Below are 23,301 nucleotides of genomic sequence, written 5' to 3'. Positions count from 1 at the left end.
CCATCGAACGGTTCACGTCACTCTGTTCGAAGACGAGCGAAGCTTCGACAGCTGGTGCAACTCGGACCCGGTCCGGTTCGACTATCCGCTGGTCCATGTGAGGCTGAGGAGAGATGGCGTCAGGCTGCTCCGAGGAGAAGACTAGCGTCGCCTCAGCGCTCGTGGACTTCACCGGCCGCCCCGATTTCCTGTCGCTGGCCGGCGAGGTCATCCGCCGCATTCCAGAGGCTGCGGATGAGACGCAGGCGCTTACGCTGTTGTGCAAGGCCACCGAGCGGCTGGGCGCCGACGCGTCCGCGTTCGTCAGCTTCATCCGGGACGACGTGTCGCACGAGTCCTATCGATTTCTGCTCGCCTGTGATCCGACCTGGTGTCTGGAGTACGAACGCCAGTCCTGGTACGCGAACGATCCGTGGCTGGCGTACGCCCTGGGCCACAGCGAACCGGCGCGCGCCAGTGAGATCCCGGTCACTTCTCGGCAGCAGCGCGACGCGGTCGAACTGGCAGCACAGTTCGGCTTCCGGTCCGCTGCCATCATCCCAGCCCCGTCGAGTGGCGGTCTCTCCCGGCTGGGCGTGCTTTGCCTCGGATCGGCAACGCCCGGCTTCTACGAGGGGGAGGGGTTCACGATCCTCAAGCTCGCGGCCCGTCCTTTGGCCATGGAGTTGCACGAGTGGTGGATCGCCCGGATACGAGCCGAACTCATCGCCACCACCAGGATCACTGAGGAGGACGTGCTCCTCCTTCGTCTCGAACGACAGGGACGAAGCACCAAGTACATCGCCGCCGAATTGAACATGTCGAAGAGTGCGATTGACTCCCGCTTCCAGCGCTTGAACGTCAAGCTTGGGGTCCCGAACCGCCGGACGGCTGCCGCGCTTGCTGCCGAGTACGGACTGATCTGAAAGGCGCCGCCTCGGAGTGCACCACCCATGCTGCGACAGACGATTCAGGCGGGGGGATTCTTCTGCGTCCTTCTCGTGCCGGTCTTTCTGGGGATCGGCATCGCCGCCGACACGCCGATCCTTGCCTTCGCGGTCGTCATGCTCGGCCTGCCGCTGTTGCGGCCCGTCGTGGGTCCACTGCCCAGTAAACCGATTCCGTGGCGGGAGTCGATTGCCACTGCGCTGCACCTGCTTCCGATGGTCTACGGCGCCCTGCTGCTGGGGACGATCACCTTCGTACTCCACCATCTGCAAGCCCACGGCATCTCATCCTTCGGGTATGGCTTGGCCATGGCGCTCAGCTTGTGGATCACGCTCCTGCTGTCCACCTGCGTATCGCATGAGTTGATCCATCGTCGCGGTCGTCTCCACATGTCCCTTGGCACTTTGCTGGCCGGCATGGCCGGCTATCCGGTTCTGCTGCAGGAACACATCGCGCACCACGCGCAACCTGGTAACACCACGGGCGCAGCCTGGCCGCGGATGGACGAGTCGGCGTGGCGTTTCGCCCTGCGGCGCAGCAAGGTGGTTCTGGTGGCGGCCTATGGCAGGGACTCGCCCTTCTGGAGAGCAACGTCGTCGACCCGGGTCACCACTACTCTGCACCTGGGAACAGGGGCGTGCTTGGCTGCAGGCACCGCGTTCTGGTTTGCGGCCGGCTTGAGTGGCTTGGTGCTATATGCCTCTGTGGCCGTGTCCGTCTGGTTCGGTGTTCAACTCATCACCTACATCCAGCATTGGCGTTTGGGTGAAGATCGACAGGGCGAATCGGCGAGGCAGGGCCTGGGCTGGGAGGACGACTGCCGCCTGCAGGCCTGGTTGACGCTTGGCGTCAGCTTGCACCACCGCCATCATCAGCGAACTCATCAGCCGTACTACCACCTGACCCTTGCCGACGACTCGCCTCGGTTGCCCGCCAACTACGTGATCCTGCTCGTCCTGTGCCTCTTCCCTCCGCTGTGGAGGCGATCAATGCAGCCGGCACTCAGCCACTGGGAAGCGGACCCCTCGTCGCCGCGATCCTCGGGTCGCCGGATCACCTGCTTCTATCTCTACGAGAAGGGCAGCTCGCCCGTCAACGGCTGAAGCGATCCACAAGGTGTCGCACCGCACCGCTCAACGCTTCACGGTCCAGGCAGTTGAGCTCGACGGTCTGATCGTCGAGCTTCGCACCATAGTGCCCTCGGCTCGATCGCTCATAGCACGGGTCGTAGTGCTTGCGCATGACACTCTCAAAAAGCGCGTCGATGCGGCCCTGCGTAGCATGTGCCGTCCATTCTCCAAGCGTCTCCTTGCCGACCAGCGGCTTGAGCGGTTCCAGCTTGCGCACCATGGCCACGGGATCAGCCGCGAAATGCGGATAGTCCTCCCGCCACAGCTTGACGCGCTCGCTCATGGGAACGGCCAGGTTGATGACTGGCGAACGGTGCATTGCCTCGTACAAGCCATCGGGTAGCTGCAGGTTTCCAATCTTCTTGCTTTCTGCCTCGATCCATACCGGTTTCTCTGGGTCGAACGTTCTGAGCAGATCAACCAGGTGCGTGTCGAACAGCTTCTGTGTGGGTTGCGGCTGGCCTGGCAGGTCACCGAGCAGAGACCCCCGGTGGCTGGCGAGGCCCTCGAGTTCGAGAACTTGATGCCCTTGCCGCTGCAGCTCCTGCAACACGCGCGTCTTGCCACAACCAGTCGGGCCGCATAACACGCGAAAGCTGAAGGCCCTCGGCAGGGCATCCAGCCCAGAACGGACCCACCTGCGGTAGTTCTTCCAGCCGCCTGACAAGACGTCGACCTCGAATCCGATGGTCCTCAAATTGTCAGCCCAGAGCCGGCTCCGCTTGCCACCGCGGAAGCAGTACACGAGGAACCGGTCGTTCGGCGAGTACCTCGAGATCAGCGGCTTGATCTGGGCCGCAATGTTGCGCAGCGAGTACTCGACGCCGATCAGATAGGCCGCGTGCTTGTCCGTCTTGTGCTGCGTACCGACCACTGCGTACTCGTTGTCGTCCACCACAGGCAGGTTGACGGCGCCCGGGATGTGATCTTCCGCGTACTCGTGTGGAGACCGAGCGTCGATGATCAACGAGTAGGACGAGAACTCCTGCACCTCCAGCTGGTGCGGGTGAACAAGCGCGGCCGCGGATTCCAACTGCATCGGCAACTCCCTTGGCCGCGTCCATGGCCTGAATCAAGCAGAGCATGGTACGCCGCCCCACTGGGCAGAGGCGTCTTCCGACCCTTCGCGTCCATCCTGCACGGGAACACCTCCCTAGCCGTCAGCCGAACCAACCACTGCTGATTTCCGGTTCGAAGTCATCGGTCATGCCCCTGCGCTACAGCCCTAGAGTTCAAACATCAGCTCAAGCATGGCGTGTCAACGGCAAGACCAAGTCGGCTTCCTCCAGAACCATCATGAACAGCATTCGTCACCTCCAGACGGCACTGGTTGCTACCGCTTCCAGGCCAGCAGCCGCTGCCTGCGTCGCCATATTGGCCCTAGTAGGGCCTGCAAGGCCCGCAGGTGCGGCAGATGGCTGCCTCGTGCTGCTGTGCCTCGCTGCGCCAAGCTGGCGCGCCATCCCTCAATGCGTACCGCCGGTCAAGCAAGTGCTGCGCGACTTGGCACGCGGCAAGCCTTTCCCAGCTTGCGTGATGGCCGGCGCCGGAAACTCGGCAAGCCACGCGTGGGCCAGCGCCCCGGCCTCCTGTCCACCTCAGTACACACGGGTTTTCGAGGGAGAGGGCGGCCCGATCTACACCTGCGACTACACCGGTGCCGTGTCCGTCACCGTCAATGGCACCCCCTTCTCGCGCACCTGGTGGACGTTGTCTGGGGAGACGGTGACCGAATTCAGCCCAGCGGCCAAGGCCCAACTCGGCACCTGGGACACGCGCTTTGATGACGACTACGCAGCATGGCTCGCTGCGCTTCCACCGCCGGCCCCCACGATCAACTCGGGCTACTGAGGCTGCACACCATGGATGCATCCGTCTTCCTGGCGCTTGCGCTGGCGTGCGCGCCTCAGGTGCACCCCGGTACTGCGAGCGCACTGGTCAGTGTCGAGAGCGGCTTCAACCCCTGGGCGATCGGCGTTGTCGGTGGTGCGCTCCTGCGCCAGCCTCGGCATGGCGCAGAAGCGCTCGCCACGGCCAAGGCGTTGCGTGACGCCGGCTGGAACTTCAGTGTCGGCCTTGGGCAAATCAACGTCGGCAACTTCGAGCGGCTCGGCCTGACCCTTGAGTCCGCCTTCGAGCCCTGCGCGAACCTGGCTGCCATGCAGGCCGTGCTTGCCGAGTGCTTCGACCGGGCAAGCGCCTCAGCCTCAGGGCATCAGGAGACCCTGCGGCAGGCGCTCTCCTGCTACTACAGCGGCAACTTCACCACCGGCTTGCGCCACGGCTACGTGCGCAAGGTTGCGGTCGCGGCGCGTTCCTTTCCAAACCCTCAACCGAAGGAGAAATCATGAGACACCTCGCATCGACCCGGCGCATCGCGCCGGTCTTGGCAGCACTGACGCCCTCCCTGTTGTCGCAAGCAGCTTTCGCACAGGGCTTCGACAAGGTCAACACCACGGTTACGAACGTCAACGCCATCCTCGTGACGATCTCCATCGCAGTGGTAACGATCGCGATCATCTGGGCTGGCTTCAAGATGATCTTTCAGGGCGCCCGCCTCGCCGATGTCGCGAACGTGCTGATCGGCGGCACCTTGGTCGGTGGCGCCGCAGCCTTCGCCAGCTACATCGTGACCTGACCGGTGGGCGCGACCATGCAAGGCGAAGCCATCTACAAGGGCGCGACGCGCCCGGCCATGAAGCTGGGCATCCCGCTCGTGCCGCTGGTAGTGCTGTTTGGCGCGGGCATGCTGCTCATCATGTGGGGCGGCATCCTGGTCAGTTGGTGGATCGCCCTGGCCGTCCTGCTGACCTTCGTGCCAGCACTGCTGTGGATGCGCTTCGTCACCTCCAAGGACGACCAGCGCTTCCGCCAGATGTTCGTCGCCATGAAGCTGCGCCTGCACGACCGCAATCGCCGCTTCTGGCATGCGCGCAGCTACGCGCCCACCTTCTACCGGGGAGCCCGAGATGCTTGGCATGTCTAGGTCCAACGGCGCTGCCACGCGGCCGGGCCGAAGCGGCTTTAGGCCTCGGCACTGGGCCCAGGTCAAGGCGGAGAACCCGCTCGCCCGCTTCGTCCCGTTCTCGTCGCTGGTCAGCCCGCATGACGTGATCACGCGCGGTGGCGACTACCTCCGGGTTTGGCGGCTCGATGGTGTGGCCTTCGAGTGCGCCGACGAACACCAGATCGGTGAGCGGCACGAAGCGCTCTGCAGCCTGCTGCGCAACCTGGCCGGCGGGCAGTGGGCGGTGTGGACGCATCGCCTGCACCGCGTGGTCAGCGACAGCCTGCAGGACCCGGCGCAGCCCGGCTTTGCACGCGACCTGTCGCAGGCCTACCAGGCCAAGCTGGGCGAGCGCCGGATGATGAGCAACGAGCTCTTCCTGACGCTGGTCTACCGGCCTAATGTGTCCCGCGTGAGCCGTGCCTTGCAGTCGACGCAGCGCACGCGAGCCGCGATTGCGGAAGCCCAGGACGAGGCCCTGCGGGTGATGGAAGAGCGCACCGCCCTGGTCGGCCGGGTGCTGCGCGGCTTCGGCCCGGGCCTGCTCGGCACACGCCAGCGGCGCGGCCGGACCTACTCTGAGGTGGCCGAGTTCCTTGGCTACCTGGTCAACGGCTGCTGGCGGCCGGTTCCCATGACCGCCGGGCCGCTGTACCGGACGCTGCCGACCGCACGCCTGTCCTTCGGCGGCGACAAGCTGGAACTCCGCCAGGGCGACCAACGCCGCTACGCGGCCCTGGTGGACATCAAGGAGTACGCCGACGCGGCCGAGCCCGGCATCCTCAACGCGCTGCTCTACGAGGCCAGCGAGTTCATCGAGACGCAGAGCTTCTCGATCCTGCCGCGCCGCGAGGCCATGCGCGCCCTCGAACTGCAGCGCGACCAACTCATCGCCAGCGACGACGTGGTGGCCAGCCAGGTGGCCGAGATGGATGTGGCGCTGAACGAACTCGGCGATGGCCAGTTCTGCATGGGCGAGTACCACTACAGCCTGGTCGTCTTCGGCGAGGATGTGGCCGATGCCGGCCGCCGCGCGGCACAGGCCATCGGCGCCGTCGGCGAGGCCTCCAGCCTACAGATGTCCCCGGTGGACCTGGTGGCCGATGCCGCCTGGTTCGCGCAGATGCCGGGCAATTGGCAGTGGCGCCCGCGGGACGCCAAGCTCAGCTCGCGCGCCTACGCGGCACTGTCGAGCGGCCACAACTTCGCCCGCGGCAAGCGCGACGGCAACCCCTGGGGCGAGGCGCTGGCCTTGCTGCGCACGCCCTCGGGCCAGCCCTTCTACCTGAACCTGCACAGCAGCCCGGAAGGCGAGGACTCCGCCGACAAGAAGCTGCCGGGCAACACGCTGATCATCGGCTCGACCGGCGTCGGAAAGACGACGCTGGAGATGTTCCTGCTGACGCTGACGCGCAAGTGGGACCCAGCGCCGCGCCTGGTGCTGTTCGACCTGGACCGGGGCTGCGAGATCGCGATGCGCGCCCTGGGTGGCCGCTACTTCACCTTGGAGGCCGGCAAGCCGACCGGCTGCAACCCGCTGCAGCGCGAACCAACACCGGCGCGCATCCAGTTCTGGGAGCAGCTGATCCGCACCTGCATCGCGACGCCGGCCATGCCGCTGCTGCCGGCCGACGAGCGCGCCATCGCCGATGCCGTCAAGGCGGTGGCGATGATGCCCGCGCAGCTGCGCCGTTTCTCGACCGTGCGGCAGAACCTGCCCAAGGCGGGCGAGAACAGCCTCTTTGAGCGCCTGGGCCGCTGGTGCCAGGGTGGCGCACTCGGCTGGGTCTTCGACCAGGCCGACGACCGCCTGCTCGACCTGCACGCGGCCAACGTCATCGGCTTTGACACCACCGAGTTCCTCGACCTGCCGGAGGTCCGCACGCCGGTGATGATGTACCTGCTGCAGGTGATGGAAGAGCTCGTCAACGGCGATCGCCTGATCTACGTGATCTCAGAGTTCTGGAAGGCGCTGGACCACGAAATCTTCAGCGACTTCGCCAAGCAGAAGCAGAAGACGATCCGCAAGCAGAACGGCTTGGGCATCTTCGACACCCAGAGCCCGTCCGACGTGCTGCGCCACCCCATCGGCCGCACGATGGTCGAACAGAGCGTGACGAAGATCTTCCTCGCCAACCCGGAGGCGGTGCGCGAGGAATACGTCGACGGCTTCGGCCTGACGCAGGCCGAGTTCGACATCGTGCGCAGCCTCGGCGCTCAGGGCGGCCGGCGCTTCCTGGTCAAGCAGGGCCACGCCAGCGCGATTTGCGAGCTGGACCTGGCCGGGCTCGAGGACTTCATCACCGTGCTGTCGGCCACCACCGACAACGTGGCCCTGCTCGATGCCGTTCGCGAACGGCACGGCAACGATCCGTATCACTGGCTTCCAGTGCTGCTTCGCGAGGTTCAGGATCGGAGGTTTCGTACCTCCAGGAGAGCCGCATGAATGCTGTTCGTCATCTCCTCGCGCTGGGCGCACTGGCACTCGCCGCCACTTCCGCCAGCGCCCAGTTCGTCAAGGGCAACGAGGCCGTCAAGGTGTTGCCGGACGGGATCAAGAAGGTGGAGACACCGCCATTGCCCGCCGCGACGCTCGGTACGCCCTGCGCCGCAGACAAGCCGGCTTGTACAGCCAGCGGTTGGCGGATGGTCGAGACCCGGGATGGCCTTCGCGAGTGCACAGAGATTTACGCGCGTCCTGAGACCTGCCGCCCGTCGACCTTCGGCACCGAGAAGCGGCCGCGGCTGTGGATCGTCAAGACGCGAGGTCAGTGGATGCAGTGTCAGTTGCCCGAGATCGGCAGCAAGTGCGTGAGCACGAAGGCGCTGCCGTACAGCGCCATCCAGTGATCGAGGCGACGCAATGTTCTCCTGGGTTGGCTCTCAGTTCGACGGTGTGCTGAACACCTACGTGCTCAGTGTCGTCACCGCGTTGATGGCGAGCATCGCCCCCATCGCGCTGACCGCGATGACGCTCTGGGTGGCGCTGTACGGATGGGCGGTGCTGCGCAATGAGGTCTCGGAGACGTTGCCAATCTTCATGTGGAAGGTCTTCAAGATCGGCCTTGTGTTGGCCTTTGCGCTGCAATCGGGCTTCTATATCAGCAACGTCTCAGACACGGCGAATGCGCTTGCAACTGGCGTCGCTTCGACCTTCCTGCCCGCGGCCGCGAATCCGGCGACGATTGCGACGCCGTACGCCATCCTGGATGCCTTCAACGACAAGGCTGGCCAGCTCGTTCTTGACCTGCTGAAGGAGGCTGGGATCATGCGTCTCGACCTCGTCTTCGCGGCGGTCATCACGGCCATCGGAAACGTGATCTTCCTGTGCATCGCGTTGTTCGTCGTCACCCTTGCCAAGGTGTTCTTGACGTTCGTGATCGCCGTCGGCCCGCTGTTCGTTCTCTGCCTGGCTTGGCGACCCACCGCTCGGTTCTTCGACAGCTGGCTGTCGATGATCCTGAACGCTGTCGTGCTGGCGTGGTTTGCGTTCTTCGCGCTCGGCCTGAGCGCATACATGGGTGATGCACTGGTCCAGGCGATCCAGGACCAAGGCGGCTTCCTCGGCCCGACCTTCAACGTCGTCGGCGAGAGCCTGAAGTACTGCGTCGTCATGATCCTCATGGCCATCATCTGCTTTCAGGCGCCAAGCCTCGCCTCCGCACTCACTGGCGGCGCTGCGGTCCAGCAGGGCATCCAGATGATCCAGAACGCGATGATGGTCTCGGGCCTGCGCTCGGCCTCCTCCGCGCGCAGCGCCAGCGCCGCAGGCGCGGCCGGTGGCGTCGTCCGGGCCGGTGCCGGCCTGCCCTATGCGGCGGGCCAGGCCACCGGGGCTGCCGCGGTCGCGACCGGTCGCGCCGCGGGCGCCGTTGCCACCGGAGCCGGCGCCGTGGTCCGCCAGGGATACGGCGCGGTGCGCACCGCCGCCTACAAGCTCGCCGCGCTGCGCGGCCGGGCGTGAACGTCAACCAGCGTCAATCAGAACAGGAGCGTCAACATGCACACACGTCTCAAGGTCGCTGCCGCCGTCCTCATCGCCTTCGGCGCGAGCGACGCCCGTGCGCAGGGCATCCCAGTTATTGATGTCGCGAACCTGATCCAGACCGTCCAGCAGGTGCTGAACGACATCACCGAGATCAACAACCAGGTCCAGCAGATCACCCAGCTGCAGAACCAGCTCAACAGCATCAACGGCACCCGTAACCTCGGCAACGTCTTCAACAACCTGATGCTGCGGAACTACGTGCCGGCCGAGGCGTACACCTACCTCAACGCGATCAACACCACAGGCTACTCCGGCCTGAACGCCACAGCCAAGGCGCTGCGCGACGCGGGCATGGTCTACAACTGCATGGACCTCGGCGGCGACGCTCGCACCAGTTGCCAAGCGGCGCTGGCGCAGCCGTACCAGCAGAAGGGCCTACTGCAGGACGCGATGAAGTCGGCTGCGGGGCGCCTCTCGCAGATCCAGTCTCTGATGGGCCAGATCAACGCCACCACCGACCAGAAGGCGGTGCAAGAGGTCCAGGCCCGTATCGGCGCAGAGAACGCGCTGCTGGCCCACGAGATGTCCCAGTTGCAGATGCTGCAGGGCATGGCTGACAGCGAGGAGCGCATCGCCCGATCGCGGGAGCGCGAGCGCCAGTACCAGATGCTCACCCGCACGGGGAAGGTGGCCGACTACCTGCCCTGACGCCCGTTCCCTGAATCGCTGCGCCGGGCCACCGACGCAGTCCCACGGAGGTCCCCATGAGTGCCGTCCTGACGCCAGGAAGAGCCGCTGCATTGCCTGAACGCTTGAGAGACCGAGCGCAGACCGAGCCCGAAACGACGGCGATCGAAGCCAATCGCGCTTGGGAAGTCGACCGCGCGCTGATGCTCGAACGCTCGGAACGTCGGGCGTGGTGGGTCGCCATCGCCGGCCTGGTGCTGGGCCTGATCGGCATCGCCGCGGTGTTCGTCCAGGGTCCGCTTCGCCGCGTGGTGGAGGTTCCCATCGTGGTCGACCGGGTCACCGGCGAGGCCACGGTCCAGCAGCGGCTCTCCGTCGAGACCATCCCGCCAATGGAGGCACTGGACAAGCACAACCTCGCCACGTTCGTGCGGGCACGCGAGGGCTACAGCTGGATGTTCCTGCAGCGCGATTTCGATCAGGTGGCGCGCATGGCGGTGCCGGCCGTGTTCGCCGACTACAACCGTCAGTTCGAGGGTGATGGCGCGCTCCAGAAGAGGATCGGCGCCGCCGAAGACTGGCGCATCAACGTCATCGGCGTGCGCCTGGCTGCTTCCGGCCGCCCTGGCAACCAGGGCGAGGCCACGGTCACCTACGACAAGGTGGTCCGCCTGACGGACCGCAACCTGCCCGAGGTCACCACGCGGCACGTGGCCAGCGTCGTCTACGAGTACCAGCCCAAGGTGCTGGCCAAGGAGCGCGACCGGCTCGAGAACCCGTTCGGCTTCGTCGTCACCGCCTACCGGTCCGATCCGGAGATCAACACCGCCGCACCGGGGGCCAAGCCATGAAGTCGCGCGCCCGGCTGGCCTCCCTGGCCTGTGTCGCGGCATGCAGCTCCACGGCGGTCGCTGCGGAGCCTGCGGATCCGCGTCTGCGCGAGGTGGTCTACGACCCGCGCTCTGTCGTCACCGTCCCGGTCAAGCGCGGCGTCGTGACGCTGGTCGTGCTCGATGCCGACGAGGCGATCACCGAGGTCGCAGCCGGCCTGGGTGGCGACTGCACGAAGGCCGATGCCGCGTGGTGCATCGCGGCCCAGCCGGGAGGCCGGAACCTGTTCGTCAAGGCCAAGAGCTCGGCCAGCGCCGCGAACACCCTGGCCGTGGTAACCGACCGCCGAACGCACAGCTTCCGCTTCGTCGTTCTGGCAGACGGCGACCCGAAGCCGCCGGTCTACCGGCTCGTCGTGAAAGCACCGGCCCCAGTAGCACCTCCGGCGCGCCTCGCGCTGCGCGACGCGGCACCACTGGTGGCGATGCCTGTCGTCCCGTCACCCCCGTCACCGCACCAGGTCGTCGCCGAGCGCCTGCAAGCCAAGCCACAGGTGATGAACACCCAGTACTCGATCGCCGAGGGTGCCGGCTCGCAGGACATCGTGCCGACTCTGGTCTACGACGACGGCCGATTCACCTATCTGCGCTTCCCGGGCAACCGCGAGGTACCGGCCGTGTTCCATGTCCTGGGCGACGCCACCGAGACGCTGGTCAACGCCCGCATGGAGGACGACCTGTTGGTGGTCGATCGCGTCAGCCGGCGGCTGATGCTTCGGGCCGGCTCGGCCGTCGTCGGCCTGTGGAACGAAGCCTTCGATCTCGACGGCAGGCCACCAGGTGATGGCACCACGGTGCCAGGCGTGCAGCGCGTCCTGAAGGCCGACGTCAGTGGCAGCAACGCGCCTTCCGAAGCGCGCAAGGGAGCGGCACCATGACGCACGACCCGAACCATCCGCGGGACCGCGATCCAAACCTGGGCGCCGAGATCGAGCCCGACGGCAGTGGCATCTCGCCCCTGCCCGGCGAGCCCGGCATTCCCGATGTCGCTGCCCGGCAGCGCGCTTCGATGTCGAAGAAGGGGCTGCTGGCCGTGGCGCTGCTCGTCGGCTCCCTGGTCGCGGTGGCCGCCGTCACCATCCAGCGCTTCTCTGCCAGCGGCAAGAAGGCCGACGAGGCCGAGTCGAAGCTGGTCCGGGACAGGCCCACCGCCGCCACGGCCGAGCCCCGCAGGATCGAGATGCCACCCGCCTCGACCGCCAGCGCCGCAGTGGCGACCGCGCCGCGCATCCCCGCCCTGACGCCTACGAGCGAGGAGCTGGCCGAGCCCATCGGGGTGCGGCGCACCGGATCGGCGGCACCCGCACCGGGTGGCCCGAAGGTGGTCCCGCCGGAGGATGCCCCCGTCTTGCTGGTCACCACCCGGCCGGAGGCACTCCCTCCGCAAGTAGCGTCCACCCGAAGGATGGATGCTGGTGCACCGCCTGACGAGGGCCCGACGGCGGCCGAGCCCGCCGACGCGAACGATCCGCTCGCCGCAACCTCCCGCAACCTGCAGGGCTATCAGCGCCAGCTCCAGGGCCTGCTCGACAACCTCACCAGGACCGCGGCGCTGGCCACGGGCCAGGCCACCGGGCAGATGCCATCGGGGGCGCTTCTTGGTGGGCCCCCGGCCGCGGGCACCCCACCCGTCGGAACTCCCGCCGCCGGAGGGGGCCTGTTCGGGGGCCAGCTTCAGGGGTCCTCCACCCCGAAGGTGGCGGCCTCGATGCTTGGCAACCGCAGCCTCACGCTGCCCAAGGGCACGGCGTTCACCTGCGCGCTGAAGACCAAGGTCATCAGCGCCACCTCGGGCCTCGTCGGCTGCCAGGTGCAGCGCAACGTCTTCAGCGACGACGGCCGCGTACTGCTCATCGAGCGCGGCTCGCACCTCGACGGCGAGTATCGGATCGCCTCGGTCCGGCCCGGCACCGTCCGCATTCCCGTGCTCTGGACCCGCATCCGCACGCCGCTGGGCGTCACGGTGGACATCGACTCGCCCGGCACCGGCCAGCTTGGCGAGTCCGGCATCGACGGCTACGTGGACAACCGCTGGGGCGAGCGCATCGGCGCGGCGATGCTGCTGTCGCTGATCGACGACTCGGTGAAGCTGGTCATCCAGAACCAGGCCAGCGACAGGCAGGCCGACACCATCGTGCTGCCATCTACCACGGCCAACACCAGCAAGCTGGCCGAGAAGGTGCTCGACAGCACGATCAACATCCCGCCGCTGATCTACCAGAACCAGGGCGGCATCGTCGGCATCTATGTCGCCCGCGACGTGGACTTCTCGTCGGTCTACGAACTGAAGCCCACGGCCAGCGCGCCGGCTCGCGAGGGCACGCAATGAACCTGCACGCCTGCGAGCACGAGGACCTGGTGAACCTGGATGGGGGCTGGTGCGGCGACGCCACTTCGGTCGTCGAGTTCCTGCGCCCGCTGCGCGATCAGCTCGATGCGCCCGGTGTGCTCGAAGTCTGCGTCAATCGGCCCGGCGAACTGCTCGTCGAGACGGTGCGCGGCTGGCAGACCGTTCCGGCGCCGGAGATGACGCAGGAGCGCTGCCTGTCGCTGGCGACCGCGGTGGCCACCTTCTGCGACCAGCAGGTCAACCAGGAACGGCCACTGCTCTCGGCCACGCTGCCCAGCGGCGAGCGCATCCAGTTCGTCATCCCGCCAGCGGTGCCGCGCGGTACGGTGTCGATCACGGTGCGCAAGCCATCGCATCTGATCAAGCGGCTCGATGACTTCGAGCGCGAGGGCCTGTTCGAACGCACTGCCACGGTGACGCGCACCCCGAACGCGGAACTGCTGCCCTTCGAGCGCGAACTGGTAGACCTGAAGGACGCCGGCCGCTATGCCGAGTTTCTGCGCCTGGCGGTGCGTAAGCACCAGACCATCGTAGTCAGCGGCAAGACCGGGTCGGGCAAGACCACGTTCATGAAGGGCCTGGTCGAGGAAGTGCCGAAGCACGAGCGCCTCATCACGATCCAGGACACGGCCGAGCTGACGCTGCCCAACCACCCGAACGTGGTCCACCTGTTCTACAGCAAGGACGCCCAGGGAACGGCCCGCGTGACGGCCAAGTCGCTGCTCGAAGCCTGCCTGCGCATGAAACCCGATCGCATCTTCCTGGCCGAGGTGCGCGGCGACGAGTGCTTCTACTTCGTGCGCCTCGCGGCCTCGGGCCATCCCGGCAGTATCACGAGCGTTCACGCGGGCAGCTGTGCGCTGGCCTTCGAGCAGATGTCGCTGATGATCCGCGAGACCGGCGCCGGCGGTGGCCTGCGCATGGACGAAATCAAGTGGCTGCTGAGTGTCGTGGTCGACGTTATTGTGCAATTCGATCGTGACGAGCGCGGGCGCTTCATCTCCGAAATCCTCTACGAGCCCCGTCGCCAAAGGCTCGGGCGTTGGGATCAACAGGCAGCAGCGACATGAGCGGCGTCGCAGCCCTGCCGTTCTCGGCGTGGCCGATGAGCCGCAAGGTCGCGGCCGTCGCCTTCGCCGTCCTCGGCTACGCGGCGCTGGCCTGCGCAGCGGTCTACCTGGCCGGCGTTCTGTTCCTGGTGCTGAACAAGGCGAACCCGAAGCAGGCGCAGTTCACCAGCATCGTCCACTATTGGGCCCTGTACGCATACGACACCCAGCTGCGCAAGAAGCTGCAGTTGGCAATCGGCATCTCGGCGATCGGCCTGCTGGTCCTGCTGCCGGCCGGCCTCGTCGCCGCCGCGCGGCCGCGGCGGGCACTGCATGGCGATGCCCGCTTCGCCAGCTCAGCCGAAGTCGATCGCGCGGGACTAACCAGCGGCGACGAGCAGCCGGGCATCCTCATCGGTCGCCACCGGGGCAGGTTCCTCTCGCTGCCGGGCCAGCTCTCGGTGATGCTGTCGGCGCCCACACGCAGCGGCAAAGGGGTTGGGGTCGTGATCCCGAACCTTCTGAACTGGCCCGACTCGGTCGTGGTGCTCGACATCAAGGGCGAGAACTACGACATCACGGCAGGCTACCGCGCGGCTCACGGCCAGGCGGTCTACGCCTTCTCGCCCTTCGACGAGGATGCGCGCAGCCACCGCTGGAACCCACTGACCGCCGTTCGCTCCAGCCCGCTGCACCGCGTGGGCGACCTGCTCACCGTCGGCCAGGTCTTCTTCCCCAACGATGGCGGCGGCACCTCGTCGGAGGCCTTCTTCAACGACCAGGCGCGCAACCTGTTCCTGGGCCTGGGCCTCGTCCTCCTCGAAACCCCGTCCCTTCCCCGCACCATCGGTGAGATGCTGCGCCAATCCTCGGGCAAGGGCCGGTCACTGAAGGATCACCTGACCGGCCTGATCAAGCAGCGTCGCGAGGAAGGCAATCCTCTCTCGGACGAGTGCGCGGATGCCCTGCAGCGCCTGCTGTCGAACTCGGATAACACGTTGTCCAGCGTGGTCGCCACCTTCAATGCGCCGCTAACGATCTTTGCGGATGCGGTGGTGGATGCGGCGACCAGCGCCGATGACTTCCGGCTCGAGGACGTGCGCCGCCGCCGCATGTCGGTCTACGTGCGGATTCCGCCGAACCGGCTGGCCAACGCCCGGCCACTGCTGAACCTGTTCTTCTCGCAGCTCGTCAGCCTCAACACGCAGGCCATTCCCGAGCAGGACCCAACGCTGAAGGTGCAGTGCCTGCTGGTCAACGACGAGTTCACGGCGATGGGCCGCGTGGGCGTGATCACCACCGCTGCTGCCTTCCTGGCCGGCTACAACCTGCGCCTGCTGACCGTGGTGCAGGCCATGTCGCAGCTCGATGCGGTTTACGGCGACAAGGAAGCCCGCACCTTTGCCACCAACCACGGTCTGCAGATCCTCTATGCGCCGCGCGAACAGCGCGATGCCGACGAGTACAGCGCCATGCTCGGCCACTTCACCGAGCGCGCCACCTCGCGCGGGCGCAGCCGGTCGTTCAGCGGCCATGGGTCGAGCACCGTCAGCCGCAACGAAAGCGAACAGCGCCGCGCGCTGCTGCTGCCGCAGGAGTTCAAGGAACTCGGCAGCGAGCGCCTGGTGGTGATCTTCGAGAACTGCAAGCCGATCCTCGGCGAGAAGATCCGCTACTACCGCGACAAGGACTTCACGTCGCGCCTGCTGCCAGCGCCTTCGGTCCCGCGCATGAACATGGACCTTCACCTGGCCCGCGTGCAGGAGCGCTGGCGCTACGCCGACGACGAGTTCGGCGTCGGCGATGGCCTGGACTACGAGCAACTGGCCTACGACATGAGCCGGCTGCCCGCACTCGCCGACGGAGAGCCCGGCCAAGTCGCCGAAGGCATCCTCGATTTCATGGTCGGCCCTCGGCCAGGCGGAGCCTCGATCGGTGGCGCGATCGAAGCCGTCGCCGACGAGGACGGCGTCCTGCTCGGCGAAGACAGCGGCATGGTCATCGCCGATCCGTACGCCATCGAGCGCGCCGACATCACCTAGCCACGGAAGCAACGCCATGCGAACCCGCCTCGCCCTCACACCCTTCGTGCCCTGGCTCTTGGCGCTGGCCTCGTGCAGTTCGCCGCCGAAGCCGCCGACCGTGGACGAGTCGCAGAAGCGGCCCGTCAACTCCCAGATGGCCGTCGAACTGCAGGTCTGCAAGAACGACCTGCAGAACACGCGCATCCTTGCCGCGGAGTCAAGCCGGATCGCCGAAACCACCGCAGCCACGTTAGCGAACATGGCTGCGCGCCAGCAGCTCCTGGCCGCCATGCAGGCCCCGGCCATCCAGCAGGTCAAGGCCAACAGCGTTTTCACCGTGCGGTTCGACTTCGGCAGCACGCGCGTCGCCATCCCGCCCGATGTCACGGCCGCACTGGTCGAGGACGCGAAGAACTCGCCGCTGGTCCTGCTGCGCGGGCGCACCGATGGCACCGCCGACGCGCCGGCCGAGAGCCGCATCGCCCGCGAGCGGGCGGCGGCGGTGCGTGACTACCTGGTGGCCGCGGGCGTGGACCCGGCTCGCATCCGCGCCACCTACCAGCCTGCCGGCGACCACGTGGCCGACAACGCAAGCGCTGGCGGTCGCGGCCTGAACCGCCGCGTCGAGATCGAGCTGTACCGCGCGCTGCCTGTGGCACTCAGCGCGACAGCCGTCGCCCGGCCCTGAACTTCCACCTCACCCAACGTCGCGAGGTCACCATGGATGCAGACAACTCCCCTGTCCGCCAGGCTGTGCCGGCGCAGGGCGGCACCGTCGAGCCCGCGAACCGGGCCCCCGTGGCCATCACGAAGTTCCAAACGCCGGAGCCGGAGCCCGGCGAACGCTTCGAGCTGCGAGACCCGTTCGCCGAGGTGACCTACCGGGCGAACACCTTCCCTGAGATGGTCGCGAAGGCGGATCAGCTGGACAGCACGCGCTTCGTCGCGGTGGCCGAGGACGGCAAGCGCACGCCAATCCAGAAGGTCGATGGCGAGTGGCAACGCGGTGAGCAGCGTCCAGCGCCGCCCGAGCGCCCGGTGGACCCGGGTCCGGCGCGCGACGAGGTTCCAGAGGCCGCAAGCACGGCCTCAGCACGTGGTGCCAGCAAGGCCACGCCGCAGCCGGAACAGGACGTTGGCAAGTCTGTGGCGAAGATCGACGCCCAGGCCGAACGCGCGGCGCTCGTCGCGCGCCTTGAGGCCGTGCTGATGGACCGCTACATCATCAAGCGCGCACCAGTGACGATGGGCGACGTGACCATCGGTCGCACCGAGTACCGCTTCCGCGGCGACACCTCGCGCGTGGCCTTCACCGAGTCGACCTTCCGTCTGGCCACCGACACCAACAGCCCCTCGGTCGCCCGCTCCATGGTCGACGTGGCAGAAGCGCGCAACTGGAAGGCGCTGCGCGTTTCGGGCAACGAGGACTTCAAGCGCATGGTCTGGCTCGAGGCCTCGGTGCGCGGCGTGAAGACCCTGGGCTACGAGCCGAACCCCGGTGACCTGGAAGTGCTCAAGCGCGAGCGCGAGGCGCGCCAGGTCAATCGCATCGAGCCGGCCCGGGATGCGAGCAGCGGTGCTGCGGCAGCGCCAGCCGAGAAGGCATCCGCCCGCGGCAGCGGCGGCCGCAAGGTCGTACTCGCCGCCATCGAAGCAGTGCTGGTCGCCAAGAAGGTGCCTGAGAAGCAACGTGCCGCCGTGATGGCCGCTGCGACCGAGAAGCTGGCCCAGCGCATCCGCGACGGTCAGGTGCCCAAGGTGAAGGTCTACGACAAGGCGGCGCCGTCGCAGCGCCCGGTTCTCGTCCCGACGCCTGAGATGCAGCGCACTCGCGACCGCGCAACGCCGGTACCCGTGCGATGAGGCAAAACCCATGGAGACTTCGGCCCAGGGCATCACGCCGCCGGCTGCGGTCTACGAGATCGCCGGCCGTCGGTTCGAGGTCGGGGCGCGAGGGTTCGCAGATGCCGTCGCAGAAGCGCACGCGGCCCACCAACGCCCCCGCTGCATGTGCCTGGTCGTAGGCGTCGAGATGTACGTGGCGCGCCTTGGCGGTGGCTACATCGTCAAACGCATGCCGGGCACGGGAAGCCACCACGCGCCCGACTGCCCATCGTACGAACCACCGGCCGAGTTCTCCGGCCTGGGGCAGGTGCTGGGCAGCGCGATTATCGAAGACCCGGCCGCCGGCGAGACGACGCTGAAGCTGGACTTCCCGCTCACCAAGATGCCGGGCCGGTCGACAATCCCTCCTACTGGCAGCGAGGGCGACAGTGTTTCCTCCACCGGCACAAGGCTCTCGCTGCGCGGCCTGCTGCACTACCTCTGGGACCAGGCCGAGTTGACGCGCTGGCATCCCGGCTTCGCTGGCAAGCGAACCTGGGCGACAGTGCGAAGGCACCTACTTCACGCAGCCGAGCACAAGATCGCCCGCGGCGAAGCCCTGCTAGCCCGGCTCTACGTGCCGGAACCGTTCTCGATAGAAGAGCGCGACGCGATCAACTCCCGCCGCCTGGCTCAGTGGCAGTCCGCCGTGCCCTCTCCTGGGAAGCCGCAGCAACTGATGCTGCTCATCTGCGAGGTCAAGGAGATCGTGCCGGCACGCTACGGCTGCAAGGCAATCGTGAAGCACATTCCCGACCAGGCCTTCGCGATCGACGAGCGGCTCTACAGACGGCTCGGCCGTCGCTTTGAGGCTGAACTGGCGCTGTGGGGTGCCAGCGACGATGTGCACATGGTGATGATCGCCACCTTTGGCGTGTGTAGTGCCGGCCTGCCGGCAATCCATGAGTTGTCGCTCATGCCGGTAACGGCGCAGTGGTTGCCGATCAAGAACTCTTTCGAACACCAGCTGGTCGGGCAGCTCGTGGCAGACCGCCGAAGCTTCATCAAGGGAATCCGCTACCACCTGCAAGGTGGTCGGGGCCTTGCCACGGCCGTCCTGACAGATTCAGGCGACGCCGTGATGCCCATGTTCATTGGGCTGGCCGAGGAAGGGAAACTACCGAAGGCCGAGGCTGTTGCCAATGCGGTCGGCATGGGTGCAGCGGCGGCTTGGATATGGCGCCCTGGAGTAGGGCCAATGCCACCGTTCCCGCCGATGCAGCGCGCCCGCTCACTCATACGCTGCGCGTAGGCCGAGTCGATGCAATCGCCAGCGATCCTTGGCTGCCGTAGCGCGTGGACCATGAGGACCAGCAACAGACTGAATTCAGACGTTCAGACCAAATGGATTGAGTGACGGTCTGCGCGCACAGAGCAGACGAAGCGCGTGCGCTCTCACTTCGCCCTCGCTCGCGACGCTGCGGCTAATAACGTCGTTTATCCGTTACAGGCTAACAAAGGCGACTGGCTCCTTTCAGCCCTCGGTCTTCCCATCGGATGTCGTCGTCCCGCCTGTCGGCTCGGGGGCAGCTGGCGGCGGAAGCGCCAGCGATCGGACCCGTGCGTCGTCGGGCGAACGAGCCGCGAGCGCATCGAGGAATTCGGACCACTTCGCTTCCGCTTCTCCCAGCAATACCTCCCACTCGCGGCACACCATGCCGTCTGCCGCCATCCGATCGATTGCACCTTTGTCCTGCGGCCTGATGTGCAGCTTGTCGGCAACGAGCATGCCGCGAATCGAGCGAAATCCTAGGCCGGTATTCGCACCGACGCGGGCCCGCATAGTGTCCATGTAGAGCTGGAAGCGGTTAATGTGGTCTCGATCGACGGTGAGTCCGGGTCGCATGAATTCCAGTACGAGCAGCTGATCCCCGGACGACAGCGTGAGGTCTACACGGCCATCCCAGTCGTTGTCGGTATCGACGCCTGCCTCTGTGGCGACCTGCGCCGCCAGCTTGTCGATCCGACGTTCGACTGCGAAGGTCTCCCACTCCGGGGCGATGAGCCAGGGGTTCTTCGCGATGTAGTTGCGAATGGCGTTCTCAAGTTCGCGGGCTCGGATCCGGCGTTTCAATCCCTCGATCACGTCAGCCTTCAGCCGTACCGCCTCGCCGACGTGAAGCGTCGTCAGCACCTGCTGTTCCGCAAGCAGGCCCAACAGTGGCCCCGCTTCCATGCTCTCCAATCGAGCGACTTCCCGAATGATTTCCTGTAGGCGCCCGCCTTCCCACGCCGTCAAGATGGCGCGCGCGAGGTCTTGAAAGCGTTCGTCGTCGAGCTGACCGATGCGGGCCATCTGTCGCAGGGCCTGCTTCACGACCTTCGCTTCGGACGGCGGCAGCGCGGCGAGCCGTTCGCTGAAGCCTGCAAGCCGAGCATCGATGGCTGCGAGTTTGGCTTCGGCGCGGCGTGCTTGCCATAGCTGCAGAAGCTGCTTTACGCGCGTCTGACCCCATTCCAGGAGCGCCTTCGCCTGCGGGTCTTCCCAGTTGATTCGCTGCCGTTCGGTGGTGATCACGTCCGCGCCGAGCCTGTCGAGGTAGTCCGCGCGGACACGCCCCGTCATGTATTGCTGACCGTGCTGACCCGCCAGGCCCCCCGAGAGCTGGAAGAAGAAGGGCGTTTGCGCAACCTTGATGCCGCAGTAGATCGCGACACCGCGGAATTCTTCCTCTCCGATCGGCTTGCCGGTGAACTTGACCTGCCACTGGACCCGATGATCGCCGGACACCACTTCTTCGGCCCACCCGTCCGCGATCACGTTCAGGCCCTCGGGCTTTTCGTCCGCCGCGTAGTCTCTCGGGAAAACGAATTCGACGGGATTGCCGATGGGATCGGCGTCGGGCGGAAGAGCGTTTCCGTTGATGGCGACGGCGAATCCCGAGGATGCTTGCGCGAACACGAAGCGCCGGGCCATCGACTGATTGAACTGGGCTTGCGTAGGCCGTCGCGAAAGCGCCAACGTCTTGAGCTTGATCGTCGTTCCATGCTGCGGCTTTACGGCATCGTCCGGCCCCGTTGCCTGCAGAACATCGATCTCGCGCTTTTCGCTGCTCACAAACTCTTCGGATCGAAGTACATCCAGATCGAGCCGAAACACGGTGCGCTCGCCAGTCTCGACGCTGACCGTTTCGATCTCCATCACCCGCGCGATACCGAAGCCGGCGAACTTTCCGATGCCCTTGCGCCCGAGAAGCGGGCGACCGTTCCGCGAGGCTTCCCGCTCGAGGCGCCGGTTCCGGCCGACGTTGAGGTAGTGCTGTTGACACTCCAGGAAGGTCATGCCGCCGCCGTCGTCGCGCACGATGATCTCGGCGTCCGGACCAAGCTCGGTCGGTAGCGTGACGGCGACAGCCGTGGCGTCGGCGTCCCATGCGTTCGCGATCAGCTCGGCAATGGCGGCCACGGGGCTCTGATACATCTGAATCCCGAGGGAGTCGATGATCCGCCCGTGGAAATTCAGATAGAGCTTCCTTTCCCCGTCCGTCGTCACGTTTTCACTGTCCGTCGTCACGCGCTTGCTCCCGGGTTACTCGACTTCCGCCGTGACGGATGAGGTGTCCACAATCTTCGGCAGGTTCTCCGCAAGGGCCAGCACGGTCGAGGCCGCGCCGCGCGCCGCCATACGGCGGAACTCATCGAAAAACTCGGTCATGCCGTCCCCTGAAGCGTCGCGCATGGCGCGCAAGGCATGCTCATAGCCAAGCATCAGAATGCGCATGCCCAGGATGTACTTCTCGGTCACGACCTCGCGCGCAATATCGCCCCGCTGCTGTTGCCGGTAGCGCAGGTGGTACGCGTTGTCGTAGTTGATCTGGTAGATCAATCCATCGTCGCCAAGGTCGCTGATCGCTCCGCCGTCATGCTCCGAAAATCCGTCGGGCCACTTCTGCGTCTCCGCCTCGCCGACGTTTCGGCCGTCTTGGGTCAGAAGGACATAGCGGGGCAAGCCGTGCGTCGGCGCGTCGTTGCCGTTCCCCTTCTTGTTCTTGCCGTCGCCACCGTTCGGCGGGTTCGGGCCGGGCTTGGGCTTCACCTTTGTTTGTGGCAGTTCCTCATCGAGGATTTCGACCGTCAGCTTGTCTTCGACGGGAATCGCCATCGCCGGGTCCACCAGGCCGATCTTGAACGTGAATCGGTCTCCGATATGGTTCGCGCCCTCGACCGGGTCGAGATACATGGTGAGGCGGCCATCCATCAGCTGCACGCTGATGGTGAACCGCGCCGCGATGTCGCTCGGCACGACGAGACGCCCGCAGTTGTCGGCTCGATCGAGATAGCCGTTCGCAGCGTCGGTGCGGGCCGAAACCGGTCGCCGGCGATTGAGAGGTATGCCGACTGCCTTTGACTTCTCATCCACACGAAGGAACGACGGGCTGTACTTGCCCTGAAAGCTTCCTTCACCCTTGTCGTCGCCGCTCTTGCCTCCGGCCGAAGGCAGGCGGATCTCCGGATCGCGATCGGTCAGCAGAACGGCCAGGTTGCGGTCGGCATCGACCAACTTCTGAAACAGGTCATTGCGTCCGCTCTTGGCGGCCCGTTCCATCTCTTCGGCGGCAACCTGCTGCTGAAGCTTCTTCAGGGCTTCCGACTCCTTGATCTGCGCGGTCACCAGCTCGCGATAGCGCTCGCCAACGATCGTGTTGCGGATGTGCTCGCGGTCGCCCTTCCACACGTCGTTATGGGCGCCGAAGCTGAGGTTGCTCGCGTCGATGATGAGCACGACGCGGTCCTTCAGCGCAGGAAAGCCGCAGGAGGTGAGGTAGCCGCGCGTTTGCTTGAACTGGACTTGGCCATTAACCGCATGGAAGACCCGATTGTTGGTCTTGTCCAACCAATCGGGCAGCTTCCGCTTCAGCTTGATCGCGCTGATGAAGATTTCGCCGATCTCGGGGTCTTCGATCTTGCCGACCGAAAGCCGCGCCTCTCCCGAGACGACTTCGTCATCATCCGGATCGTCGGCTGCTTCGCGCTCTTCTTCCTTGTGCGAACGCAGCAGCAGGTACTCCATGCCGTAGAAGGGCCGAGGATCGATGCCCTCGGCTCGGTCGCCGCCGCGCTTCTTGTCGGGGGTCTGCCGAAAGTCAAGCAACCGGAACGGCAGGATCGTCTCGACCAGATTTTCGTTGAGCGCTTCGCGCGAACCCTTGAAGCTGAGGAATTTCGCGCCGATCTGGTAATCGAACAGCTTCACGACAGTGCCGGTGCGTAGATGCAGTCCGTCGTAGCGATTGCCGTCGCCCTTCGTGAACGGGTGCAGCACGTCGGCGTCGAATGACGGCATGGAGCCGTCGGGCAGCACGAAGTAGTCGGCGACGGGCATGCCGTCGCCAGGCCGCCTGCGCATCAGCGTCCACCCCCACGG

The 23,301-nt window shown here is 66.1% G+C and carries 21 protein-coding genes; 18 read left to right on the top strand and 3 right to left on the bottom strand.

The features are described 5' to 3' along the window. Positions 1-161: 161 nt before the first annotated feature. Both LRS07_RS04855 and LRS07_RS04850 read left to right on the top strand, forming a co-directional pair. Entirely contained in the window at positions 162-905 is a 744-nt protein-coding gene (locus LRS07_RS04855; RefSeq protein WP_260500868.1) for a helix-turn-helix transcriptional regulator, read from the top strand. A 27-nt stretch (positions 906-932) separates the two neighbouring features. Next, positions 933-2,030 (top strand): fatty acid desaturase, encoded by a 1,098-nt coding sequence (locus LRS07_RS04850; protein WP_260500867.1) that lies wholly within the window; start codon positions 933-935, stop codon positions 2,028-2,030. On the opposite strand, the gene mnmH is transcribed toward LRS07_RS04850, so the two are convergent. Further along, positions 2,020-3,096: a tRNA 2-selenouridine(34) synthase MnmH gene (gene mnmH, locus LRS07_RS04845; protein WP_260500866.1), complete on the bottom strand. Its 1,077-nt coding sequence runs from the start codon at positions 3,094-3,096 to the stop codon at positions 2,020-2,022. The genes LRS07_RS04850 and mnmH overlap by 11 nt on opposite strands. A gap of 167 nt (positions 3,097-3,263) precedes the next feature. Between mnmH and LRS07_RS04840 the strand changes: the two genes are divergently transcribed. Genes LRS07_RS04840 through LRS07_RS04765 form a run of 16 tightly spaced genes read left to right on the top strand, consistent with a single transcriptional unit; the run spans position 3,264 to position 19,188 of the window. After that, the gene (locus LRS07_RS04840) at positions 3,264-3,908 is read left to right on the top strand and encodes a hypothetical protein (protein ID WP_260500865.1); all 645 of its coding nucleotides are present in this window, start codon (positions 3,264-3,266) and stop codon (positions 3,906-3,908) included. A gap of 11 nt (positions 3,909-3,919) precedes the next feature. Next, the gene (locus LRS07_RS04835; RefSeq protein ID WP_260500864.1) at positions 3,920-4,408 is read left to right on the top strand and encodes a lytic transglycosylase domain-containing protein; all 489 of its coding nucleotides are present in this window, start codon (positions 3,920-3,922) and stop codon (positions 4,406-4,408) included. Further along, the gene (locus tag LRS07_RS04830) at positions 4,405-4,695 is read left to right on the top strand and encodes a TrbC/VirB2 family protein (protein WP_260500863.1); all 291 of its coding nucleotides are present in this window, start codon (positions 4,405-4,407) and stop codon (positions 4,693-4,695) included. Before LRS07_RS04835 ends, LRS07_RS04830 begins: the two co-directional genes overlap by 4 nt. Positions 4,696-4,710: 15 nt before the next feature. After that, positions 4,711-5,043, top strand: coding sequence for a VirB3 family type IV secretion system protein (locus LRS07_RS04825; protein ID WP_260500862.1), 333 nt, complete (start codon positions 4,711-4,713; stop codon positions 5,041-5,043). Next, a complete protein-coding gene (locus LRS07_RS04820; protein WP_409450597.1) occupies positions 5,027-7,510 on the top strand; it encodes a VirB4 family type IV secretion/conjugal transfer ATPase in 2,484 nt (827 codons plus the stop codon). Before LRS07_RS04825 ends, LRS07_RS04820 begins: the two co-directional genes overlap by 17 nt. Continuing rightward, positions 7,507-7,914 carry a hypothetical protein gene (locus LRS07_RS04815; protein WP_260500860.1) on the top strand — a complete coding sequence of 136 codons (408 nt, stop codon included), beginning with the start codon at positions 7,507-7,509 and terminating at the stop codon, positions 7,912-7,914. The genes LRS07_RS04820 and LRS07_RS04815 overlap by 4 nt, the downstream gene beginning before the upstream one ends. Before the next feature lie 13 nt (positions 7,915-7,927). Then, positions 7,928-9,028, top strand: coding sequence for a TrbL/VirB6 family protein (locus tag LRS07_RS04810; RefSeq protein ID WP_260500859.1), 1,101 nt, complete (start codon positions 7,928-7,930; stop codon positions 9,026-9,028). Positions 9,029-9,064: 36 nt separating this feature from the next. Next, positions 9,065-9,760, top strand: a complete 696-nt coding sequence (locus LRS07_RS04805) for a TrbJ/VirB5 family protein (RefSeq protein ID WP_260500858.1) — start codon at positions 9,065-9,067, stop codon at positions 9,758-9,760. Between the two features lie 56 nt (positions 9,761-9,816). Further along, entirely contained in the window at positions 9,817-10,590 is a 774-nt protein-coding gene (locus LRS07_RS04800) for a VirB8 family type IV secretion system protein (protein WP_260500857.1), read from the top strand. Continuing rightward, entirely contained in the window at positions 10,587-11,507 is a 921-nt protein-coding gene (locus tag LRS07_RS04795; RefSeq protein ID WP_260500856.1) for a TrbG/VirB9 family P-type conjugative transfer protein, read from the top strand. Before LRS07_RS04800 ends, LRS07_RS04795 begins: the two co-directional genes overlap by 4 nt. Then, complete coding sequence (gene virB10 / locus LRS07_RS04790; RefSeq protein ID WP_260500855.1) at positions 11,504-12,958, top strand: type IV secretion system protein VirB10; 1,455 nt, start codon at positions 11,504-11,506, stop codon at positions 12,956-12,958. Before LRS07_RS04795 ends, virB10 begins: the two co-directional genes overlap by 4 nt. After that, complete coding sequence (gene virB11 / locus LRS07_RS04785) at positions 12,955-14,049, top strand: P-type DNA transfer ATPase VirB11 (RefSeq protein ID WP_260500854.1); 1,095 nt, start codon at positions 12,955-12,957, stop codon at positions 14,047-14,049. Before virB10 ends, virB11 begins: the two co-directional genes overlap by 4 nt. Beyond that, on the top strand, positions 14,046-16,070 hold the full coding sequence (locus tag LRS07_RS04780) for a type IV secretory system conjugative DNA transfer family protein (protein ID WP_260500853.1): 2,025 nt from the start codon (positions 14,046-14,048) through the stop codon (positions 16,068-16,070). The genes virB11 and LRS07_RS04780 overlap by 4 nt, the downstream gene beginning before the upstream one ends. A 16-nt stretch (positions 16,071-16,086) precedes the next feature. After that, the gene (locus LRS07_RS04775) at positions 16,087-16,740 is read left to right on the top strand and encodes an OmpA family protein (RefSeq protein ID WP_260500852.1); all 654 of its coding nucleotides are present in this window, start codon (positions 16,087-16,089) and stop codon (positions 16,738-16,740) included. Positions 16,741-16,772: 32 nt separating this feature from the next. After that, positions 16,773-17,915 carry an LPD7 domain-containing protein gene (locus tag LRS07_RS04770; protein ID WP_260500851.1) on the top strand — a complete coding sequence of 381 codons (1,143 nt, stop codon included), beginning with the start codon at positions 16,773-16,775 and terminating at the stop codon, positions 17,913-17,915. 10 nt (positions 17,916-17,925) lie between these two features. Further along, a complete protein-coding gene (locus LRS07_RS04765; protein WP_260500850.1) occupies positions 17,926-19,188 on the top strand; it encodes a DUF1173 domain-containing protein in 1,263 nt (420 codons plus the stop codon). A 222-nt stretch (positions 19,189-19,410) separates the two neighbouring features. Here the strand turns inward: LRS07_RS04765 and LRS07_RS04760 are convergent, their stop codons facing one another. Continuing rightward, positions 19,411-21,450 (bottom strand): ATP-binding protein, encoded by a 2,040-nt coding sequence (locus LRS07_RS04760; protein ID WP_260500849.1) that lies wholly within the window; start codon positions 21,448-21,450, stop codon positions 19,411-19,413. Between the two features lie 15 nt (positions 21,451-21,465). After that, positions 21,466-23,259 (bottom strand): hypothetical protein, encoded by a 1,794-nt coding sequence (locus LRS07_RS04755; RefSeq protein ID WP_260500848.1) that lies wholly within the window; start codon positions 23,257-23,259, stop codon positions 21,466-21,468. Positions 23,260-23,301 lie beyond the last annotated feature (42 nt).

The organism is Aquabacterium sp. J223, from assembly GCF_024666615.1.
Taxonomy (GTDB): domain Bacteria; phylum Pseudomonadota; class Gammaproteobacteria; order Burkholderiales; family Burkholderiaceae_C; genus J223.
This window is presented reverse-complemented; position numbering and strand designations above follow the sequence as displayed.